Source organism: Duganella sp. Dugasp56 (assembly GCF_047304105.1).
In the GTDB taxonomy this organism is placed as follows: Bacteria; Pseudomonadota; Gammaproteobacteria; order Burkholderiales; family Burkholderiaceae_D; genus Rugamonas; species Rugamonas hordei.
Genome location: NZ_JBGLYQ010000010.1, coordinates 155,129 through 176,609, shown reverse-complemented (window position 1 = coordinate 176,609; position 21,481 = coordinate 155,129). Strand labels below are relative to the sequence as shown.

13 protein-coding genes are annotated in these 21,481 nt (G+C 63.8%); 9 read left to right on the top strand and 4 right to left on the bottom strand.

The features are described from left to right. Positions 1 to 414 precede the first annotated feature (414 nt). From ACCD07_RS09485 to ACCD07_RS09460, 6 genes are all read left to right on the top strand, one after another. Positions 415 to 3,420: a TonB-dependent receptor gene (locus tag ACCD07_RS09485; RefSeq protein WP_413447178.1), complete on the top strand. Its 3,006-nt coding sequence runs from the start codon at positions 415 to 417 to the stop codon at positions 3,418 to 3,420. Between the two features lie 66 nt (positions 3,421 to 3,486). Then, positions 3,487 to 5,079, top strand: a complete 1,593-nt coding sequence (locus ACCD07_RS09480; protein WP_353400357.1) for a DUF5597 domain-containing protein — start codon at positions 3,487 to 3,489, stop codon at positions 5,077 to 5,079. Between the two features lie 17 nt (positions 5,080 to 5,096). Next, positions 5,097 to 7,973: a TIM-barrel domain-containing protein gene (locus ACCD07_RS09475; RefSeq protein ID WP_353400360.1), complete on the top strand. Its 2,877-nt coding sequence runs from the start codon at positions 5,097 to 5,099 to the stop codon at positions 7,971 to 7,973. A gap of 2 nt (positions 7,974 to 7,975) precedes the next feature. Further along, positions 7,976 to 9,523, top strand: coding sequence for a GH39 family glycosyl hydrolase (locus tag ACCD07_RS09470; RefSeq protein WP_413447177.1), 1,548 nt, complete (start codon positions 7,976 to 7,978; stop codon positions 9,521 to 9,523). Next, positions 9,520 to 11,859, top strand: coding sequence for a glycosyl hydrolase family 95 catalytic domain-containing protein (locus ACCD07_RS09465; protein WP_413447176.1), 2,340 nt, complete (start codon positions 9,520 to 9,522; stop codon positions 11,857 to 11,859). The genes ACCD07_RS09470 and ACCD07_RS09465 overlap by 4 nt, the downstream gene beginning before the upstream one ends. Next, complete coding sequence (locus ACCD07_RS09460; protein ID WP_413447175.1) at positions 11,856 to 14,636, top strand: glycoside hydrolase family 2 TIM barrel-domain containing protein; 2,781 nt, start codon at positions 11,856 to 11,858, stop codon at positions 14,634 to 14,636. The genes ACCD07_RS09465 and ACCD07_RS09460 overlap by 4 nt, the downstream gene beginning before the upstream one ends. A 10-nt stretch (positions 14,637 to 14,646) precedes the next feature. Here ACCD07_RS09460 and ACCD07_RS09455 read toward each other — a convergent pair whose 3' ends face one another. Beyond that, the gene (locus ACCD07_RS09455) at positions 14,647 to 15,876 is read right to left on the bottom strand and encodes an NADH:flavin oxidoreductase/NADH oxidase family protein (RefSeq protein ID WP_413447174.1); all 1,230 of its coding nucleotides are present in this window, start codon (positions 15,874 to 15,876) and stop codon (positions 14,647 to 14,649) included. Between ACCD07_RS09455 and ACCD07_RS09450 the strand changes: the two genes are divergently transcribed. After that, complete coding sequence (locus tag ACCD07_RS09450; RefSeq protein WP_413447173.1) at positions 15,875 to 16,348, top strand: MerR family transcriptional regulator; 474 nt, start codon at positions 15,875 to 15,877, stop codon at positions 16,346 to 16,348. The two genes, ACCD07_RS09455 and ACCD07_RS09450, sit on opposite strands and share 2 nt — an antisense overlap. Here ACCD07_RS09450 and ACCD07_RS09445 read toward each other — a convergent pair. From ACCD07_RS09445 to ACCD07_RS09435, 3 genes are read right to left on the bottom strand one after another with little or no spacing between them, the layout of a single operon-like run. Next, positions 16,335 to 17,489, bottom strand: a complete 1,155-nt coding sequence (locus ACCD07_RS09445) for a M23 family metallopeptidase (protein WP_413447172.1) — start codon at positions 17,487 to 17,489, stop codon at positions 16,335 to 16,337. The two genes, ACCD07_RS09450 and ACCD07_RS09445, sit on opposite strands and share 14 nt — an antisense overlap. Then, entirely contained in the window at positions 17,486 to 18,484 is a 999-nt protein-coding gene (locus ACCD07_RS09440) for an acetamidase/formamidase family protein (RefSeq protein WP_413447171.1), read from the bottom strand. The genes ACCD07_RS09445 and ACCD07_RS09440 overlap by 4 nt, the downstream gene beginning before the upstream one ends. A gap of 58 nt (positions 18,485 to 18,542) precedes the next feature. Beyond that, positions 18,543 to 19,316 carry an alpha/beta fold hydrolase gene (locus ACCD07_RS09435; protein ID WP_353400374.1) on the bottom strand — a complete coding sequence of 258 codons (774 nt, stop codon included), beginning with the start codon at positions 19,314 to 19,316 and terminating at the stop codon, positions 18,543 to 18,545. 115 nt (positions 19,317 to 19,431) lie between these two features. Here ACCD07_RS09435 and ACCD07_RS09430 point away from each other — a divergent pair, with 115 nt between their 5' ends. Both ACCD07_RS09430 and ACCD07_RS09425 read left to right on the top strand, forming a co-directional pair. Beyond that, positions 19,432 to 20,274, top strand: a complete 843-nt coding sequence (locus tag ACCD07_RS09430) for an alpha/beta hydrolase (RefSeq protein WP_176655646.1) — start codon at positions 19,432 to 19,434, stop codon at positions 20,272 to 20,274. 72 nt (positions 20,275 to 20,346) lie between these two features. Next, positions 20,347 to 21,480, top strand: a complete 1,134-nt coding sequence (locus tag ACCD07_RS09425; RefSeq protein WP_353400377.1) for a hypothetical protein — start codon at positions 20,347 to 20,349, stop codon at positions 21,478 to 21,480. Position 21,481 lies beyond the last annotated feature (1 nt).

Genomic DNA, 21,481 nt, shown 5'->3' with positions numbered 1-21,481 from the left:
ACCCCAACCCCCCACCCCCCAAACACCCCCCCCCCCCAACCCCCCCCCCCCCCCCCCCGGCGGGCCCCCCCGCCGGGCCCCCCGCGCCTTTATGCTGCATGCCCTGTCGGATGCACGCTACGCTTGGCCATTATCATTCTCGGCGTTGGTGAATTTCGCAATTGCGGCCATGAGGGGTAACTTGCAAAATGGTCTCATAGCATCGGATGGCCCGGCGCCCCGCCAGAACCGCCATCACGATAAAAAAAACGACGAGCGAGACAAGATCAATGAAGACCGACTACCAGCGCCATTTCGCGCCCGCGGGCAGATTCGCCCTGCGCTTCCCTACTGAATAACCACAAGCAGGTAACTAGCACCCATAACAAATGGCCAACGAGCCATGAAATATTCGTATAACTCTGGAGAGTGTAGATGAAACAGTTCAATAAAACCGCGATCGCGCTGGGCGTGATGGCAATGATGTCCGGCACGGTGGTGTATGCACAAACCGCAACCGCGCCCGCCAAGACCGACGCCCCGACGACCGAACCGGTGGCGGTGATCGTGACCGGCCAGCGCGCTGCGCTGCAGTCGGCACAGAAGATCAAACAGAATTCCGACGAGATCGTCGACTCGATCGTCGCCGAAGATATGGGCAAGCTGCCCGACCGTTCGGTGACCGAGGTGCTGCAGCGCGTCGTCGGCGTGACCATCGACCGCACGATGGCCAAGGGCGACCCGGAGCACTTCTCGGTCGAAGGTTCGGGCGTATCGATCCGTGGCCTGAGCTATGTGCGCTCCGAATTGAATGGCCGCGATTCGTTCTCCGCCAACGGCGGCCGCGCGTTGAACTTTGGAGACGTGCCGCCGGAACTGGTGGCCGGCGTTGACATCTACAAGAACCCATCGGCGGAGCAGGTCGAAGGCGCCGTCGGCGGCCTGGTGAACCTGCGCACCGCCATGCCGTTCGATTACAAGGGCTTCAAGGCCTCCGTCTCGGCCGACCGCACCTGGTCGGAACTGAAGAAGGGCAAGACCTCGCCATCGGCTTCGGGCCTGGTGTCGAACCGCTGGAAAACCCCGCTCGGTGAAATCGGCGCCTTGCTGGACCTGGCTTACTCGGAAAGCGGCACCCGCACCGACGCCTTCCAGGTCGAGCCTTACTATCCGCTGAAAGACGCCAAGGGCAATACCGTCTACGTACCGAAAGGCGCGCAATGGCGTACGCTGGAATTCAACCGCAAGCGCGAAGGCGCATACGGCGCGCTGCAATGGAAGAAGGACGACTGGTCCAGCTCCCTGACCTACTTCAAGTCGAAGTACGAAATGCAGTGGGACGAGCAGGCGATCTTTGCCCAGTCCAGCCCCTACAACATCAAGGTCTCGCCTGACGCCACCTTCAATTCCAAGGGCGTGCTGCAGACCGGTACCCTGACCGATCCGACCGACGGCGGCATCAATTTCGGCGACGACACCCGCACCTCGAACCGCAAGTCCGATACCACCGACCTGTCGTGGAACCTGCGCTGGCGTCATGACAACTGGACCATCACCACCGACGTCCAGCACATCAAGGCCACCACCCACAGCGTGGACTCCACCGTCGCCACCGGCGTCACGATGCCGAAGGAGACGCTGGATCTGAGCGGCAACGTGCCGAAGATCCTGTTCACCGATGCCGACCGTGCTTACCTGGCCGACCCGAAGAACTACTACTGGGCGTTCACCATGGAACACCTGGACCAGAGCAAGGCCAATGAAACCGCGTGGCGCACCGACGCCAAGTACGATTTCGACAATCCTGTGCTGCGCGACTTCCGCTTTGGTGTGCGCCTGACCGACCGCGACGCGGTGACGCAGAACTCCAACCCGAACTACAACTGGGCGGCCATCAGCCAGCCATGGCAGGTCGGCTGGGATATCAGCAAACTGGCGTCGCTGGGCGACCCGCGCTTCAGCGGCAATACCAACCTGCACTCGTTCAATAACTTCTTCAACGGTGGCGTGTCCGTGCCGTCCGTGGTGTTCCCGAACGTCTCGCTGGCCCAAGGCTTCCCGGGCAGCTACGCGCAGCTGCACACCTACCACGACATCCTGTGCAAGGAGCAAAATCCTACCGGCACCTGTGCCCCGTGGAAGCAAGCGACCTTCGGCGCGGATAACTACGCCGGCACCAACGACCAGTCGGAAAAGACCAAGGCGCTGTATGGCCAGTTGCGCTTCGGCTGGGATAACCTGAAGTATCCGATCGACGGCAATATCGGCCTGCGCTACGTGAAGACCGATTCGAGCGCGCGCGGCTACACGGTGTTCACCTCGACCGCGCCGAACGGCGGCAACCAGGTCGGCGTACCGGTCCCGAACATCCTGCCATTCGCCCAGGTCAAGGATTACGAGAACGACTACCACAACTTCCTGCCTAGCCTGAATCTGCGCCTGAAAGCGACCGACACGCTGCAGTTCCGCTTTGCCGCCGCATCGGCGCTGTCGCGTCCGGACTTCACGCAGCTGCAGGGTTACACCACGCTGTCGGAAACTGCCAACAGCTCGACCAATGCCGCCACCGGCGTCACCACCGTCAACAGCGTCAGCCTGACCGGTACCGGCAGCGGCAACCCGATGCTGCGTCCGGCCACCTCCAAGCAGCTCGACGCGACCATGGAGTGGTACTTCGCACCTACCGGTTCGTTCACCGCGGCGTTGTTCAACAAGCAGCTGAAAGACATCGTGGTCAACCAGACCTACGTGGTGCAGCTGCCTGACACAGCCGGCAAACTGCACGACTTCACGGTCACCGGCCCGGTCAACGGCGCCAAGGGTTATGCCCGCGGCTTCGAGCTGGCCTTCCAGCAGTACTTCGACAAGCTGCCGGGTGCATGGTCCGGCCTGGGCGTGCAAGCCAACTTCACCTTCGTCGACAGCAAGCGCGATCTGTACAAGCCTGTGTATCAGAAGTACTGCACCGGCGGGAACACCGCGGACAACGTCAACCTGAACCTGAACGGCTGCGACACCAACGGCACCACCTTCGGCGATCTGCCGCTGGAGAACCTGTCGCGCCAGACGTATAACCTCGCGCTGCTGTACGATCAGGGCAAGATCTCGGCGCGCCTGGCTTACAACTGGCGTTCGAAGGCGCTGCAGGCGGTCAACGTCAACGGCACCCAGGGTACTGACGGCCTGGATACCAATCCTGCCAGCCCGACCTACGGCCAGACCAACGTCGCATGGGGCCTGCCTACCTGGTCCGACGCCTACGGCCAGCTCGACGCGTCGATGTTCTACAAGTTCACCGACAAGCTGCAACTGGGCCTGGAAGCGCAGAACCTGACCGATGCGATGTACAAGCAGTTGATGCAGCAAAATACCGGTATGATGGGCCGCGCATGGTTCAAGACCGGCCGTCGCGTGGTTGCAAAACTGAGCTACGACTTCTAAATCACGAAAGGCTTTAACCAGATGAAGCACACCGCCCGCCAGCTTGTTACCTCCATGAGTTTTTTGATGGCCGCAGCTGGTGCGGCGGCCGCCGATTTGCCGCAGATTGTGAAGAAGGACGGCCGCCACGCCCTGATGGTCGATGGCGCGCCGTTTGTGATGTTCGGCGCCCAGGCACACAATTCAAGCAATTATCCGCTAGCTCTGAAGAAGGTCTGGCCGGCGCTGAAGGACATGCACGCCAACACCCTCGAAATCCCGGTCGCATGGGAACAGATCGAGCCGGTCGAGGGCAAGTTCGATTTCAGCTATGTCGACACCCTGCTGGCCCAGGCGCGCGAGAACAAGATGCGCCTGGTGCTGCTGTGGTTCGGCACCTGGAAGAACACCGGCCCGCAGTACACGCCGGAATGGGTCAAGTTCGATAACAAGCGCTTCCCGCGCATGGTGGACAAGGACGGCAAGACGATCTACTGCCTGTCCCCGAACAGCGAGGAAACGATGAAGGCCGACAAGAAGGCCTTTGTCGCGCTGATGGAACATATCAAGAAGGTCGATACGGCGCAGCGCACCGTGATCATGATGCAGGTCGAGAATGAAGTCGGCACCTACGGTTTCGTGCGCGATTTCGCGCCGAAGGCGCAGGCGGCGTTCGAGCAGAAGGTGCCGCAAGCCGTGCTCGATCACAAGAAGCCGACGCTGGCCGCGTCGGGAACCTGGAAGCAGGTCTACGGCGACTACGCCGACGAATACTTCCACGCCTACTCGATCGCCAGCTATATCGAGGAAATCGCCAAGGCCGGCCGCGCCGTCTACAACCTGCCGATGTACGTCAACAACGCGTTGCGCGATCCGCTGGAATCGCCGGTCATGCCGTGGAAGGGCAACTTCGCCAGCGGCGGCCCGACCTACGATGTCATCGATATCTACAAGGCCGCCGCGCCGCATATCGACATCGCCGCGCCGGACATCTACGGACCCGAGTCGGACAAATTCACCGCCACGCTGGACCGCTTCCAGCGCGCCGACAATCCGCTGATGCTGCCGGAGATGAGCAACGCCGCCAATTACGTGCGCTATGCCTACCTGGTGCTGGGCCGCGGTTCGCTGGCCTTCTCGCCGTTCGGCATCGACTACGCCGACTACAGCAACTTCCCGCTCGGCTCCAAGGCCGTCGACAAGACCATGGTCGAGCCTTTCGGTAAAATCTACGCGGCGTTCCGGCCGATGGAGCGGCAGTGGGCCAAGTGGGCGTTCGAGGGCCGCACGCACGGCGTGGCAGAAGGCGACGACCGCAAGCCGCAAACCATCAAGATGAAGAACTGGGACGCCACCGTCAGTTTCCGCCTGTGGCAGTTCGGCGATGCGGAATGGCTGGCCAAGGTGAAGGACATGCCGGCCAATACCGAGCAGCCCAATGGCGGCGTCTCGATCGCGCAAATCGGCGACAATGAATTTATCGTCGTGGGCCAGCACGCACGGGTGAGCTTCGGCAGCGCCGACGGCAAGCCGTCGATGCTGGCGCGCGTGGAGGAAGGCTACTTCGATGCGTCGGGCAAGTGGATCATGGAGCGCAACTGGAACGGCGACCAGACGGATTATGGCCTGAACCTGACCGGCAATCCGGTGGTTCTCAAAGTCAAAATGGGTACGTACTAAAAATAACAGGAGAAAGAATGCGATTCAAATCGATGGTGCCGGCGGCTTCGTGCCTGGCGGTGATGATGGCCGGCCACGCGTCGGCCGGCACGTTTGAAAAAACCGCCACCGGCGTGGTGGTCAAGCCCGACAGCGGTGCCGCCAAAGAGGTGCGGCTGGAAGTCATGGGCGATAACATCATCCACGTGGTGAAGCTCGACCAGGCCGGCAAGACGCTGACGCCATCGCTGATGACCGTGGCTGCTCCTGTTAGCGGTAACTTCAAAGTCGCCGCTTCGGGCAAGGACAAGGTCACGCTGAAGGCGAAGAAGATTTCGGTGGCGGTGTCGCTGGCGACCGGCCAGGTTCAATTCTTCAATGCGGCCGGCAAGGCCTTCCTGAGCCAGGCCTCGGAAAGCATGGCGCCGGTCGACGTCGACGGCAAGCCTTTCCTCGCCATCAAGGAAGGCTTCAACCACGGCACCAAGGACGCCTACTACGGGCTGGGCCAGCACCAGAACCATCAGATGAACCTCAACGGCGAGGACGTGCTGCTCATGCAGCACAACATGGCGATCGCCGTGCCTTTCGTCGTCTCGGACAAGAACTACGGCGTCCTGTGGGACAACAATGCCATCTCGCGCTTCGGCAACGCCAAGCCTTACGGTTACCTGAGCCGCGACCTGAAACTGGTCGACGACGAGGGCAAGCCGGGCGGCCTGACGGCGCGCTACTACGTCAACGACAAACTGGTGCTGACGCGCCAGGAGAAGGACATCTCCTACCAGTACCTGAAGGACGTGGCCGAGAACTGGCCGAAGGAGCTGGGCGATCCGAAGAAGGCCACCGGCGTGAAGGTCGTCTGGGATGCGACGCTGAGCAGCGACAAGCCGGGCGTGCACAAGATGCAGTTGTACTCGTCGGACTATGCGACGCTGAGCCTGGACGGCAAGCAGGTGATGGACGTGTGGCGCCAGGGCTGGAACCCGTGGTACCACAATTTCGAGGTCAAGTTCGAGGCCAACAAGCCGGTTAAGCTGCACCTGGAATGGAAGCCGACCGGCGGCATGGTCGCGATCACGCATAACGATCCGTTGCCGGACGCCGAGCGCCACTCGCTGACCTTCTCGTCGGAAGTCGCGCAGGGCATCGACTACTACGTCATCAACGGCGAGAGCATCGACAACGTCATCGCCGGCTACCGCCACCTGACGGGACAGGCGCCGATGATGCCGAAGTGGGCCTACGGTTTCTGGCAGTCGCGCCAGCGCTATGAAACGCAGGAGCAGCTGCTGGGCGTGCTGCGCGAATACCGCAAGCAGGGCTGGCCGGTCGATAACATGGTGCAGGACTGGTTCTACTGGCCGCAGGACCAGTGGGGCTCGCACGATTTCGACCCGGTCCGTTTCCCGAATCCGAAAGCGATGGTGGATGAAGTCCACAAGGCCAACGCCCGCATCATGATTTCGATCTGGGGCAAGTTCTACTCGAACACCGCCAACTACAAGGAACTTGCGGCCAAGGGCCACATGTGGACCAAGAACGTCGAAGACGGCGCCCTCGACTGGGTAGGCCCCGGCTACAAGAACAGCCACTACGATCCGTACACCAAGGAAGCGCGCGATATCTACTATCGCCAGATGAAGCCGAAACTGGTGGACCTGGGCTTCGACGCCTGGTGGATGGACAACACCGAACCGGACGTGCTGTCCAACACCCGTCCTGCCGACTTCAAGAAACTGGTCGGACCGACCGTGTATGGCGGCGGCGAGATCACCTTCAATCCGTATAGCCTGGTGCATACGGAGGGCTTCTATCAGGGACTGAAGAAGGATCAGCCGGACACGCGCCAGTTCATCCTGTCGCGTTCGGGCTTCGCCGGCATCCAGCGCAACGCGGCCGCAGTGTGGAGCGGCGATACGGCCAGCCGCTGGAACAACCTGTACGACCAGATATCGGCTGGCGTCAGCATCTCGATGTCGGGCATCCCGAACTGGACGCACGATATCGGCGGCTATGCGCAGGAAACCCGCTACCAGTTCGGCGATGTCGGCTCGGCGCAGGAGAACCGCGACACCGGCGCCGCCAAGGGCAGCGAGGAGGACATGAAGGAATGGCGCGAGCTGAATCTGCGTTGGTTCCAGTTCGGCGCGTTCTCGCCGCTGTTCCGTTCGCACGGCGAGGTGGTCAAGCGCGAGATCCACGAAATCTCGCCGGCCGGTTCGCCGATGCGCGATTCGATGGTCTGGTACGACAAGCTGCGCTATCGCCTGATGCCTTATATTTATTCGGCCGCGGCGGATATCCATTACGAATCCGGCGCCATCATGCGCGGCCTGGTGATGGACTTCCCGCAGGACGAGGCGGTCAAGGACATCAAGGACCAGTACCTGTTCGGCCACAACATGATGGTCGCTCCGGTGTATGTCTACGGCGCGCGCGAGCGCAGCGTGTACATGCCGAAGGGCGCGAACTGGTATGACTTCTACACCGGCCAGCTGTACAAGGGCGGCACCACGGCGTCGATCAACGCGCCGGAGATCCGCATGCCGCTGCTGGTGAAGGCCGGCGCGATCCTGCCGATGGGCCCCGTGACGCAGTACGTGGACGAGAAGCCGGACGCGCCGCTCACGCTCAATATCTACACTGGCGCCGACGGAAAATTCAGCCTGTACGAGGATGACGGCGTGACGAACGCCTACCAGCGCGGTGAGTTCAGCCGCATCCCGTTGAGCTACAACGACAAGACCGGCGCCGTCACCATCGGCGAGCGCGCCGGCCAGTACAAGGGCATGGTGGCCAAGCGCCAGTTCAAGGTGCGCTTCATCAAGGCCGGCGTATCGAGTTCGGATGACTTCGACGCGGCCGACAAGGTCGTCAGCTACGAAGGCAAGGCCATTACCGTAAAGCGTTGAGCATGAAACTGAAAACCGTACTACCTTTGCTGCTGGCGTTGGGAACATCGGCGGCCGCCGCCGCCGATGTCCGCCGCATCCCCGTCGATCTGGGCGGCGCTTCGGCGCCGCGCGACCGCTTCGCCGATCTGTCGGTCGGCTCCGACTATCCGGGCACGTTGATACGCGACGACAGCCTGGCCCAGCTCAAGATCGCCAGGGATGAACTGGGATTCCGCTACATCCGCTTCCACGCCATTTTTCACGACGTGCTGGGGACGTACAAGGAAGTCGACGGCAAGGGCGTGTACGACTGGTCGAAGCTGGACTATCTGTACGACCGCCTGCTGAAGATCGGCATCAAGCCCTTTGTGGAGCTGGGCTTCACGCCGCTGGCCATGCGCAGCTCGGACCTGAGCATCTTCTACTGGAAGGGCAACACCTCCCACCCCGATCCGCAGAAATGGGCGGCGCTGGTGGACGCCTTCGTGCGCCACATCGAGCAGCGCTACGGCAGGGAAGAAGTGCGTTCCTGGTACTTCGAAGTATGGAACGAGCCTAACCTCGACGGCTTCTGGGAAAAGGCGGACCAGCAGGCTTACTTCGGCCTGTACGACCTGACCGCGCGCACCATCAAGAGCTTCGATCCGGAACTGAAGGTCGGTGGCCCGTCGACCGCCGGCGCGGCCTGGGTGCCGGAGTTCCTGGCGCATACCAAGGCTTCCGGTGCGCCGGTCGATTTCATCACCACGCATACCTATGGCGTCGATGGCGGTTTCCTTGACGAGAAGGGCCAAAGCGATACCAAGTTGTCGCCGTCGCCGGACGCCATCGTCGGCGACGTGCGCAATGTGCGCCAGCAAATCACGGACGCCGGCAGGGCCGGCCTGCCGCTGTACTTCACCGAGTGGAGCACCAGCTACACACCGCGCGATCCGGTGCACGATTCCTATGTCAGCGCGCCTTATATCCTGAGCAAGCTCAAAGCCACCGAAGGGCTTGCGCAAGGCATGAGCTACTGGACCTACAGCGACTTGTTCGAGGAACCAGGTCCGCCGACCGCGCCCTTCGAAGGCGGCTTTGGCCTGATGAATCCGCAGGGCGTGCGCAAGCCCAGCTGGTTCGCGTACAAGTACCTGAACCAGCTGGGCGATACCGAGCTGAAAACATCGGATGCGCAAAGCTACGTCGCGCGCGACGGCCGCGGCGTGCAGGTGCTGGCCTGGGATTTCCAGACGCCGAAGCAGGAAAAGAGCAACCGGCCGTTCTATACCACGGTGTTCCCGACCACCCCGGGCAAGGCGCTGAGCCTTGAGCTGAAAGGCTTCAAACCCGGCGCCTACGCGGTCAGCATCCAGCGCACCGGCTTCAAGGCCAACGATGCGCATACCGCCTACCTGGAAATGGGATCGCCGAAGACGCTGAACGCCGCGCAGCTGCAGCAGTTGCAGGCGAAGACCACGGACCGCGCGGAACTGCGCAACCTGCGCGTCCTCAAATCCGGTACCGCCAGCCTGAAGGTGGCCATGCGGGTGAACGACGTCGTACTGATCCAGATAACGCCCAAATGAACCGACTCCTGCGCGCCGCGGTCTATGTGGCCGCCTTCCTAGTCGCCTTGACGCTGGTGGCCGTTACCGCTTCGGCCGCAGACCTGACGCTACGCTACAACAAGCCGGCCCCGGACACCGCGCAGGGATGGGAGCGGGAGGCGCTCCCCATCGGCAATGGCCGCATAGGCGCGATGATCTTTGGGCAGTTGGCGCGCGAGCGCATCCAGTTCAACGACATCACGCTGTGGACCGGCGACGACAAGGCGCTGGGCGCGTACCAGGCGTTCGGCGACGTCTACATCAATCTGCCGGGCCACGAGCAGGCCACCACCGATTACGCGCGCCGGCTGGACATAGGCCAGAGCCTGCACAGCGTCAGCTACACGCATGGCGGCGTTAAGTTCAAGCGCGAAGCCTTCGCCAGCTACCCGGCGCAGGTGATCGCGATGCGCCTGACCGCCAGCAAGCGCGGGCAGTACACCGGATCGATAGAGCTGACCGACATGCACGACGCGAAGATCGACGCGCTGGGCAACCGCATCGTCGCTACCGGCTCGCTGCCCAATGCGATGAACTATGCCAGCCAGGTGCAAGTGTTGAACGAAGGCGGCGCCATTGCGCTGGACGGGAACAAGATCACCTTCAAGGACTGCGACGCCGTTACGCTGATCATCGGCGCGGGCACCAGCTACGTGCTGGATGCAGCGAAGAAGTTCCAGGGCGAACCTCCGCTGCCGCGCGTGACTGCGCAAGTCAGCGCGGCGGCGCGTCCGTGGGCGACGCTGCTGGCGGAGCACCAGAAGGACTTCCGCGCGCAGTTCAACCGCATGAACGTGGACTTCGGCGCCGCTACACCTGCACGCGCGGCGCTGACGACAGACCAGCGCATCGAGACCTACACGGCGGAGGGCAACGATCCCGGCCTGGAAGCGCAGTTCTTCCAGTTCGGCCGCTACCTGCTGATCTCCAGCTCGCGCGATACGCTGCCGGCCAACCTGCAGGGATTGTGGAACAACAGCCTGACGCCGCCATGGAGTTCGGACTACCACACCAACATCAACATCCAGATGAACTACTGGCCGGCGGAACCGGCCAACCTGTCGGGGAACGCGTTGCCGTTCTTCTCGTTTGTGCAGGGCGTGTCGCCGGTGTACCGCAAGCTGGTTGCCGACACGGCGGCGCAGGCGATCGCGCATCCCGAATCCGTGCCGATGGCGCCGACGGACCTGAGCGGCAAGGCGGTACAGCGCGAGGAGACTTTTGTCAGCAGCGCCGGCAAGCCGGTGCGCGGCTGGACCGTGCGCACCGAGTCGAATCCTTTCGGCGGCATGCGCTATGTATGGAACAAGACCGGCAATGCCTGGTATGCCCAACACTTCTGGGAACACTATGCCTACACGCAGGACAAGACCTTCCTGCGCAACGTGGCCTATCCGATGATGAAGGAAGCGGTGCACTTCTGGCAGGACTACCTGAAGCAGCTGCCGGACGGCCGCCTGGTGGCGCCGCTGGGCTGGTCGCCGGAACATGGTCCGATCGAGGACGGCGTCACCTATGATCAGGAGATTATCTGGGACCTGTTCAACAACACCGTGGAAGCGGCGGACGCACTGGGCGACGACCAGGCTTTCCGCAACGAGATCGCAGCCATGCGCGACAAGCTGGCCGCGCCGCGCGTCGGCAGCTGGGGGCAGCTGCTGGAATGGATGGACGAGAAGAAGGATCCGGTACTGGATACTCCGGGCGATACGCATCGCCACGTCTCGCACCTGTTCGGTCTTTACCCGGGCCGCCAGATTTCTCCAGTCAAGACGCCTGAACTGGCGGCCGCCGCGCGCAAGTCGCTTGAAGGGCGCGGCGACGCAGGTACCGGTTGGTCGATGGCATGGAAGACCGCTTACTGGGCGCGCCTGCTGGATGGCGATCATGCCTACAAGATGCTGCGCGGCCAGCTGGCCAAGCCGGGCGCGCGCGCGGCGCAGCAGGGCAGCAAGGGCAGCGAGAACAACAACGCCGGCGGCACCTACCCGAACATGTTCGACGCGCACCCGCCGTTCCAGATCGACGGCAATTTCGGCGCCGTCGCCGCCATCTGCGAGATGCTGCTGCAGTCGCAGACCGGCGAACTGCATCTGCTGCCGGCGCTGCCGTCGGCGTGGCCGGCCGGCTCGGTCAAGGGCCTGCGGGCGCGCGGCGGCTACGAAGTCGACCTGGCCTGGGCCGGCGGCAAGCTGACCTCCGCCACGATACGCCGCACCGCCGGATCCGGCGCCGGCAAGGTGCGCTACGGCGACAAGGTCATTCCCCTGAACCTGAAGGTCGGCGAGAGCAAACGCCTGGGGGGCGCGCTGTGATACGCGGCGCGCTGTGCTGCCTGTTGCTGGCGGCCGGCAGCTTTGCTTTTGCGGAGCCGACGCGGGTACAGTACCTGAGCGGCACAGACAAGGACCACCGCGTGGATTGGGAGTTCTTCGTCAACGGAGGGCGCAATAGCGGTGCATGGAAGACCATCCCGGTGCCGTCGAACTGGGAGATGGAAGGCTACGGCACCTACCGCTACTACAGCGACTGGCAAAAGGATCCGGCGCCCGATACGACCGGCATCTACCGCTACAAATTCAATGTGCCGGCGGCTTGGCAAGGAAAACAGATCGACATCGTGTTCGGCGCTGCGATGACCGATACGCTGGTCCAGATCAACGGCCAGCCGGCGGGACCGGTGCATCAGGGCGGATTCTATGAGTTTCGTTACGACGTCTCCAAACTGCTGAAGGTCGGCGAGGCGAACCAGCTGGAGGTAACGGTCAATCGCTTCTCCGCCAACGAGTCGGTCAACCGCGCCGAGCGTACCGCCGATTTCTGGCTGTTCAGCGGGATCTACCGGCCGGTATGGCTGGAGGCCAAGCCGCAGCACAATATCGAACGCGTGAGTCTGGATGCGCGCCACACCGGCGACTTCGATGCCGACGTGTTCCTGGCCGGTCAAGCGGACGGCAAAGTCACCGCCCGCGTCACGACGCTTGACGGCAAAGCTCTCGGCAAGGAGATCAACGCGGAGGTTGTGGCGGGACAGGCACATCTGCACGGCCATATGGATCACGTCATTCCGTGGTCGGCCGAGTATCCGCAACGCTATCAGGTGCGCTTCCAGCTGCTGAGCGGGAAGCGCGTGGTGCATGAAGTGAGCAAGGTCATAGGCTTCCGTACCATCGAACTGCGCAAGCGCGACGGCCTGTACGTCAACGGCAGCAAGGTGCGCCTTAAAGGTTCAAACCGGCACTCGATCTGGCCGACTTCCGGCCGTACCACCAGCAAGGACCTGAGCTACCAGGACGCGAAGCTGATGAAGGAAATGAACATGAACGCGGTGCGCATGTCGCACTATCCGCCGGATGCGCATTTCCTCGACGTGGCCGATGAGCTGGGCCTGTATGTTATCGACGAACTGACCGGCTGGCAGAAATCCTACGACACCGATGTCGCCACGCCGCTGGTGAAGGAACTGGTACAGCGCGACCAGCATCATCCTTCGGTCATCCTTTGGGCCAACGGCAATGAGGGCGGCTTCAATCGCGACCTGGACGCGCTGTATCCGAAGTGGGATGCGCAGCGGCGGCCGGTGATACATCCGTGGGAGAACTTCGGCGGCATCGACACGGCGCACTATCCAAGCTACGACTGCTGCGCGACCTCCCTGTTCCATGGCCGCGACGTGTTCATGCCGACCGAGTTCCTGCATGGCCTGTACGACGGCGGCGCGGGCGCGAGCTTGAACGACTGGTGGAACGCGATGCTCGCGAATCCTTTGAGCGCGGGAGGCTTTATCTGGGCGTTTGTCGACGAGGGCATCGTGCGCGGCGACAAAGGCGGTGCCATCGACGTGGCGGGCAACCAGGCGCCGGATGGCATACTCGGGCCGTACCGTGAGAAAGAGGGCAGCTTCTTTGCGATCAAGAAGATATGGTCGCCGGTATATCTGCCGATGGGGGAGTTGTCATACCTGCCGCCCACGTTCGACGGCAAGATCGTACTGGAGAACCGCTACGATTTCCGTAACCTGAATCAGTTGAAGCTGAGCTGGAAGCTGGCGAAGTTCGGCCGCGAACCCGGACATACGGTGGTGGCGCAGGGCGCCGTCAAGGCGCCCGATGTGGGGGCCGGCATGCGTGGTTACGCCAGCATGGCCTTGCCCAAGGACTGGGCGCAACAGGACGTGCTGTACTTCACGGCGGCCGACAGCGAGGGGCGGGAGATCTACACATGGTCGTGGATGATCGCCAGCGCCGCGCAGGTCGCCCAGCGCATGCTGCCGGCGCAAGCTCCCGTGACACAGTCGGCGGGGGCCGAGGTCGCGGAGTTGGCGGATGGCTTTGTAATGCGGGCCGGCCAACTGAGCGTCGCCATCGATAAATCCACCGGTTATCTGCGGGAGCTGAAGAAGGGCGGCATCGTCGCGCCGCTGACCAACGGCCCACGCCTGGTCGCCGGCAAGGCCGTACTGAAGGGCATCCAGGCCAACCGTGACGGCGACGCCGTCGTCGTGCAGGCCGAATATACCGGCAACCTGCGCAAGGTGAAGTGGCGCCTGAGCGCGTCCGGCACGTTGAGCGTGAACTACGCTTATCAGATGGAAGGCGGCAAGCCTGTCGATGCGCTGGGCGTCAGCTTCGATTATCCTGAAACCCAGGTGAACTCCATGCGCTGGCTCGGCAAGGGACCTTACCGCGTCTGGAAGAACCGCACGCAGGGCGTGGAATTCGACGTCTGGCAGAAAGCCTACAACGACACGGTATCCGGCCTGTCATGGAACTATCCGGAATTCAAGGGCTTCCACGACAAGGTGTATTGGGCGCAGCTGGCGACGAAGAACCTGCCGCTAACCTTCATCAACCACAGCGACGACATCGCGCTGCGCATGTTCACACCGACGGAAGCGAGCGGCGCGGGCTCTGAGCCCAAGGCCACTCACATCGATTTTCCGCTGGGTGACATCTCGTTCCTGAACGCGATCGTCCCCATCGGCACCAAGTTCCATCCGCCGGAGGAGCTGGGGCCGGCCGGCCAGCGTGCCCGCACTCCCAACCTTGGCATCTGGCTGGAGAACACCATCGATATCGTGGTGGGCGACTAGCCGGCGGCCATCAGCCGGCAGCCGTTACGCGCCATGCGCGATAACGCCTGGTCAGGCTGGCGGTGCGCAGCTGGCCGAGTATCACGGTCCACAGCGGCGAGTAGCGGCGTCTTTTGCTTGCGCCGTCACCCAGGGCGCGCAGCCGGCGCTTGACCAGGCCCATGGCGGCGACCGACGCCATGGTTTTGTCTTTCCATTCCACTGCCGGCGGCAATGCTGCCGGCTCGCGGCCGTCGCGCCATTGCAGCGGCAGGTCCGGCACTTCGGCCAGCGCGGTGGCGATGCCCGCCACGGCGACGCCGCTGGCCAGAATCTGTTCCGCCACGGCCTTGCGGGCGATGCCGCCGGTGGTCATCACCGGCATGCGGGCGATGGCCGCCAGGTCCTTGGCGAATTCCAGGAAGTAGGCTTCGCGCGCCAGCGTGCGGCCGTCTGCGGTGCGGCCTTGCATGGCCGGGCTTTCGTAGCTGCCGCCGGACAGCTCGATCAAATCCACCGGCAGCTCGTTCAGCAGCAGGACCACTTGCTTCGCGTCGTCCTCGGAGAAGCCGCCGCGCTGGAAGTCCGCCGAGTTCAGTTTGACCGACACGCTGAAACCGGCCGACACGCGCGAGCGCACCGCACTTACCACCGCCAGCAGCAGGCGCGCGCGGTTGGCCAGGCTGCCGCCCCAGTCATCGGTGCGGCGATTGGTCAACGGCGACAGGAATTGCGAAATCAGGTAGCCATGCGCGGCGTGGATCTGCACGCCGTTGAAGCCTGCCTGCTCGGCGGCGTGCGCGGTGGCGGCGAAGCGGGCGATGACTTCCTCGATCTGCGCTGTGCTCATCTCGACCGGCTGCGCAAACAGCTTACTGTGCTTGCCCATGTCCAGCGCCACCGCCGACGGCGCCCACGCGTTGCCGCCCATGTCGGCCATCACCTGGCGGCCGGGATGGTTAATCTGCATCCACGCCTGCGCGCCTTGCCGGCGCGCCGCCTGTGCCCACTGCCGGAACGGCGCCAGCGGCGTTCCGGCCTCCAGCACCACGCCGCCCGGACCGGTCATCGCGCGGCCATCGATCATCACGTTGCCGGTGATGATCAGGCCCACGCCGCCTTGCGCCCAGCTTTCGTATAAACGGTTTAGCGCCGGACCGGGAAGCTGGCCCGCGTCCGCCATGTTTTCTTCCATCGCCGCCTTGGCCAGCCGGTTGGGAAGGGTGCTGCCGTTCGGCAGTGTCAGTGGAGTGAACATCATGTCGATTCCGTGCTTGAAAAAGGAGATGATGTATCCTAAGCTTAAAGTTCACTTTAAGGTCAAGCGAAATATGAAAATAGGCGAGTTGGCGGAGCGTTCCGGCATCGCGGCGTCGGCGATCCGGTTCTACGAGCAGGAGGGGCTGCTGCCCAAGGCTGTGCGGGGAGCGAATGGCTACCGTGTCTATACGGAGGCGGCGCTGGAGCGGCTGCACCTGATTCACATTGGCCAGAATCTCGGCTTCACGCTGGACGCGATCCGCGCCGTGATGGCGCTCGAAGGCGCGGCCCTCCAGGATGGCCTGATGCAGAACTTCGACATGCGGCTGGGCGAGATCGACCAGATGATGGAAGCCTTGAGCGCCCAGCGCCAGTCGCTGCTGGACACGCGCGAGAAGCTGAGGGAGGCGTGGGCGAAACAGGAGTGCCTGAGCAATGCCAACCTGTCGCCGCCCACGGTCAAAAACCTATGATGTCTCCATCCAGCGGCATGCGGCCGTGCTGCCGGGGCGCTTGCGGCGCAAGCTGTATCGTCGAGGTGTTGTTCATCGCGTCGCTTTCCGTGGTGCGGCCGGCGGGCGTGTAGCTGTCGAACACGAAGGGCAGGCCTTGCGAATCGGCGAAGGTGGGCTTGTCCGAAACGTGCAGGTGCAGGTGCGGCGCGCCGGCGCCGCCGGTCAGTCCCAGATGTCCAATCACCGTGCCGCGCTTGACGCGCTGCCCCGGCTTGACCTGCACGCTGCCCTGGCGCAGATGCGCGTAGTGCACGAATATGCCGGGCGCCACTTCCAGCACGACGAAATTGCCGTACAGCGTGCGGGCGCTGAGTTCTTCCGGCTCCTCCTGCGGCGACAAGGGCTTGCGGTCGGCGACGCCGTCCTGCGCGTCGCGCACGATGCCGTCGGCGGTGGCCAGTACGTCGGTGTTCCAGCCGGTCCAGTCTTCGACGCGGCTCTCCGCCAGTTTTTCCACCGGCACCTGTACGGCGTGGCCTTTCGGGTCCAGGCCGAAGAAGTCGATGGCATAGCGCTGCGGGATGGTGAGGCGGCCGTTCTGTGCGATCACGCTGCCCCAGTGATGCGATTGTGCGTGGCCGGGGCCTTCGTCGGCCAGCCACAGGCCGCCGCGCAGCGGCGCGCCCAGCACGACCACGGGCCGGGCGGCGACGGCGACCGGAATGTCGTCCGCCGTTTGCACTACGCCCTTGTCGGTCTTGAAGGTCAGCTTGTGGCGCAGCGTCTGAGGCGCCTTGCGGCCGTCCGGCAGCGGCGCGGCGATCAGGATCAGCGCATGCGCGCCACCCTTGATGGCGAGGCTGTTGTCGGCCTCCAGTTCCTTGTTGGGACGCAGCAGGCCTGCCAGGCCGGCGCCGCTGAAGGTGGCCAGGGGCTTGGCGTCGCCGTCGGCATACACGGCAACCTCGGTCAGGCTCAGCGTGCCGGTGTCGGCGTAGTAGTTGCCGATGTCCAGTTCATAGTAGAGGCGGCGCGTGCCGTCGCTGCCCGGCACCGTTTGCGGCGCGTACAGCGCGTGGACCTCGACCGGCGCCTGCGCCGGCGCGGCGTGGGCGGTGGAGAGCATCAGTGCCGCGATGGCCAGCGTGGTCCGCATCATTTGAAGACCTTCTTGGCCAGCATGGCGTGCACGCCGACGTTGCCGTCGACCAGTTGGGTGATTTCCATGTCCACCGCCACGCTGGAGAGCATGTAGGCGTCGTCGCGGCTCAAGTGTTTTTCCGTGACGAGGAAGTCGATCATGTCGCGCAGCGCGTGTTCGGTGGCGGTCTTCAGGTCGGGGCTGAAACCCATCGAGATGTAGTGGGTCGGCGTTTCCGCGCGCGGCCAGATCAGGTGGCGGTCCTTGTGCACGATGAAGCGGAAGCTCCCGCTCAAATAGGTCTCCAGCGCGGTGATATCGACCTCGCCGTTGCCCTGCGCCGCATGGCCGTCGCCGGCCTGGAACAGCGCGCCCTTGGCTGCGACCGGGATGTACAGCGTGGAGCCGGCCACCAGCTCCTTGTTGTCCATGTTGCCGGCGTGGGCGAACGGCGGCGCGCTGTCGATCTTGCCGCCGGCCGGCGCCAGGCCCATGCTGCCGAAGAAGGGCTTCAGGGGAATCTCGATGCCCGGCGCGAAGTGGCCGATCATCTTTTGCCGGTCCAGCGGAATGATCTTGCTGCGGCTGTACGGATACTCCATCGGCAGGAAGCCTTTGCCGAGCGCGAAGCCGTTGCAGGCGAAGTTGGCGTCCAGGTCGACCTTGAGTATCTGCACTTCCAGCACGTCGCCCGGTTCCGCTTCGGCGATGGCCACCGGGCCGGTGAGGATGTGGCCGCCCGGGCCCTTGTCCTTCACTTCGTTGTAGATGGCGGCGGTGTAGGGCGGGATGTCTTCCGGCTTGACGCCGTTGGCGATCATGCGTTCCGGCGTGCCGCAGGTGGACAGGGTCTGCATGCGCACCGTGTCGCCGCTGTGCACCGTCAGCACCGGCTTGGACTGGCCGGAGTAGTAGCCCCAGGCCACGGTGTCCGGCCGCGCCGGCAGGTTGTAGTCGGCCGCCTGCGCGCAGGCTGAAACCAGAAGGGCGGACAACAAGGCAGAACGGCGCATGGCATGACACTCCGGCTGAGGGCGAAGCCCAGACAGTGTCACACCTGAGCCGGCTTTGTCAATCGGCGGTGACTTCGGCGCCGGCCAGGAAGTTGACGATGGCCGGGTTGACGACGGCGCCGTGGGTGATCGGTCCCATGTGGCCGCCGCGCGTTTGCAGTGCGGTGGCGTCGGGCAGGGCGGCGGCCAGCGCTTCTGCCAGCAGGCGGGTGGAGGCGGGGCTGTTCAGGCCGGACATCACCAGCGACGGCATGGTCAGCGCCGACAGGTCGGCCAGCGTGGCCTGCTCGCCCAGCAGCGCCTGGAAGTCCAGCCGCACCTTGGCGATCATGCCGATCATCTTCTCCTGCGCGGCCGGCGGCGCGGCGTCGAAGGCGCCGGCGCGGTTCCAGTAGTCGATGAAGATGCGGGTGGCGTCCCGGTCCGATGCGCTGGCGTTGATGCAGGCCACCACCGAGACGATCTCCGCGCGCGCCGGATGCTCGTCCGCCAGAAGGTGGAACGCCACCGGCTCGAACAGCGTCAGCGACAGCACGCGTTCGGGCATGCGGCGCGCCATGTGCAGCGCCGAGGCGCCGCCGTAGGAATGGCCGATCAGGTGGAAGGCTTCGCCCGGTTCCAGGCGCGAGGCGATGGCGGCGTTGACGGCGTCCACTTCATGGGCCAGCGTGTGGGTGTAGCCGGCGCCGACGTCGGCTGGGAACGGCGAGGCGCCGTAGCCAAGCAGATCGACGGCGATGCAGCGGAAACCGGCGTCCAGTTGCGCGGTCAGGTCGGCCCATTGGGCTTTGGAACTCATGGAGCTATGCAACAGGACGATGGCAGGTTTCATTATCTACATGGCATGAAAAAACGGAGCGCACATTATACTGGCAGTGTGGCCTAAACCACGCATCAAGGTCAAAATCGGCGCCGCGACAGGGCCGGACAAGAGTAAAGTAATGGGTATGAATCATTCCAAAAAAGTCGCCGGTCTAGCCGGCATCGTCAGTGTGCTGTGGGTCGGACTCACGGCGGCGGTGGCGGCCAGCCAGAAGCGGCTGCTGTTCAATCCCATCGGCAGCAAGCGCGAGGTGCTGAAGCCGTACAGCTCCGGCCACCGCACGCGGCCCATCGTGGTGCGCGCCAAGGACGGCACGCGGCTGTCCGGCTGGCTGATGACGCCGCCGGTCAAGGGGCCGCATCCGGGCGTCGTATATTTCGGCGGCCGCTCGGAAGAAGTGTCGTGGGTGGCGCGCGACGCGGGCAAGCTGTTCCCCGGCATGGCGGTGCTGGCGGTGAACTATCGCGGCTACGGCGATTCGCACGGCGATCCGGCCGAAACTCATTTCGTCGAGGACGGCCGCATGCTGTTCGACTGGCTCAGCGAACGCCACCACGTCGACCCGAAGCGCATCGCCGTGGTCGGCCGCAGCCTCGGTTCCGGCGTGGCGGTGCAGGTGGCGATGGAGCGCGACGCCAATTCCATCGTGCTGATCACGCCTTACGATTCGATCCTGGCCATCGCCAAGCGCCGGTTCAAGGCGCTGCCGATCGACTACGTGCTGCAGCATAAATTCGAATCGATCAAGTACGCCCACCAGCTGAAGGCGCCGACCTATGTGCTGCGCGCCGCCTTCGACGACGTGGTGCCCCATTCGCATACGGACCTGCTGGTCGAGAAACTGGGCCGGCTGCATGCGGACGAAACCGTGCCCGATTCCGACCACATGAACATCCCCTACCTGGAGGCCACGCAGGACCGCATCGCCAGCTTCCTCAGCGGACGGTTCAGCCAGCCGGCCAGCTGACGGCGCCTTAAAGGTTGACCACGCCAGGCAATCAGGACATGCTGTGGTTTTTCCACCATAGCGGGGTCGGTCATGCGTTTCTCTCCTTTGTTGCTGCTGCTGTGCTGTGCCGGCCTGGCGCAGGCGGCCGCGCCCGCCGTTGTCCGTAGTCTGGCGGTTCAGGGCAAGCAGGGCGATGGCAAGCCGGTGCCCGCAGGCGATATCGTCATGCCGCTGGTGCAGGCCGGCGATCCCTTGGTGTCGGCGAAAATCAACGACAAGCTGTTTCTCTCGCGCTTTGGCGTGCTGGCGCCCAAGCAGGCAGGCAAGTCTGTGGGCGCGGCCGACGGCATCGCCCTTGACGGCATCACCTCCCAATCCTTCAAGATCAGCCGCAACGACGGCCGCATCCTGACCATCGCCTTCGACAGCGAATTCTGCGCCGCCTACTGCGAGAGCTCGCAGACCTACTACAGCTTCGACATGGCCAGCGGGCGGTCGATGGAGGCGGAGGACATGTTCAGCGTGACCGGCATGCGCGATCTGGCGCGGCAGATGCACAAGCAGCGCCTGGCAAGCTATCGCAACGAGGCGGCGCGGCAGAAAACACTGTTGGACGCGCTGCGCAAGAAAAAGAACGCGTCCAAAGACGATATCGACGATCTGGAGCAGCGTGTGGCGTTCAACAGCGATTGCGCCGACGCGGAAAATCAGCCGGATGGCCAGTCCGATGCCGCCTTGCTTGCGGCATTCCAGTCCTATCAGCTGGAGGCGGCCACGCAGAACTACAACGTCAGTGCGCCGCGCTGCTCCAGCCATGCCGAGCGCGCGCTGGACGATGTCGACAGCGTGAGGCTGGCCATTCCCTATGCCGAGCTGTCGCCGCGCCTGAGCCCGTATGGCAAGGCGCTGCTGGTGGGAACGGGGGCGGTGCCGGCTGGCGGCGGCTATTCCGGCCAGGTGCTGCACGGCAGCCTGGGGCCGATGGCGATCACGATGACGCTGAAAAAAGAGAGCGACGGCTCCATTCAGGGGACGTATTTTTACGATAAGTTCCGCCAGCCCATCGCGCTTGATGGCGCCGAGCGTGACGGCAAGCTGACGCTGAACGAGCACAGCGGCGAGAAGGTCAGCGCGACGCTGCAGCTGAGCTGGTCGGAACCCGCCCGCGCGCTGCGCGGCCGCTGGGCCGGCAAGAAGGAGCTGGACGTCAGCGTCGCTCCCTGAC

Coding starts and splice junctions, on each gene's coding strand:
- ACCD07_RS09485 (WP_413447178.1), top strand. CDS start 415: ATGAAACAGTTCAATAAAACCGCGATCGCGCTGGGCGTGATGGCAATG.
- ACCD07_RS09480 (WP_353400357.1), top strand. CDS start 3,487: ATGGCCGCAGCTGGTGCGGCGGCCGCCGATTTGCCGCAGATTGTGAAG.
- ACCD07_RS09475 (WP_353400360.1), top strand. CDS start 5,097: ATGCGATTCAAATCGATGGTGCCGGCGGCTTCGTGCCTGGCGGTGATG.
- ACCD07_RS09470 (WP_413447177.1), top strand. CDS start 7,976: ATGAAACTGAAAACCGTACTACCTTTGCTGCTGGCGTTGGGAACATCG.
- ACCD07_RS09465 (WP_413447176.1), top strand. CDS start 9,520: ATGAACCGACTCCTGCGCGCCGCGGTCTATGTGGCCGCCTTCCTAGTC.
- ACCD07_RS09450 (WP_413447173.1), top strand. CDS start 15,875: ATGTCGATTCCGTGCTTGAAAAAGGAGATGATGTATCCTAAGCTTAAA.
- ACCD07_RS09455 (WP_413447174.1), bottom strand. CDS start 15,876: ATGATGTTCACTCCACTGACACTGCCGAACGGCAGCACCCTTCCCAAC.
- ACCD07_RS09445 (WP_413447172.1), bottom strand. CDS start 17,489: ATGATGCGGACCACGCTGGCCATCGCGGCACTGATGCTCTCCACCGCC.
- ACCD07_RS09440 (WP_413447171.1), bottom strand. CDS start 18,484: ATGCGCCGTTCTGCCTTGTTGTCCGCCCTTCTGGTTTCAGCCTGCGCG.
- ACCD07_RS09435 (WP_353400374.1), bottom strand. CDS start 19,316: ATGAAACCTGCCATCGTCCTGTTGCATAGCTCCATGAGTTCCAAAGCC.
- ACCD07_RS09430 (WP_176655646.1), top strand. CDS start 19,432: ATGAATCATTCCAAAAAAGTCGCCGGTCTAGCCGGCATCGTCAGTGTG.
- ACCD07_RS09425 (WP_353400377.1), top strand. CDS start 20,347: ATGCGTTTCTCTCCTTTGTTGCTGCTGCTGTGCTGTGCCGGCCTGGCG.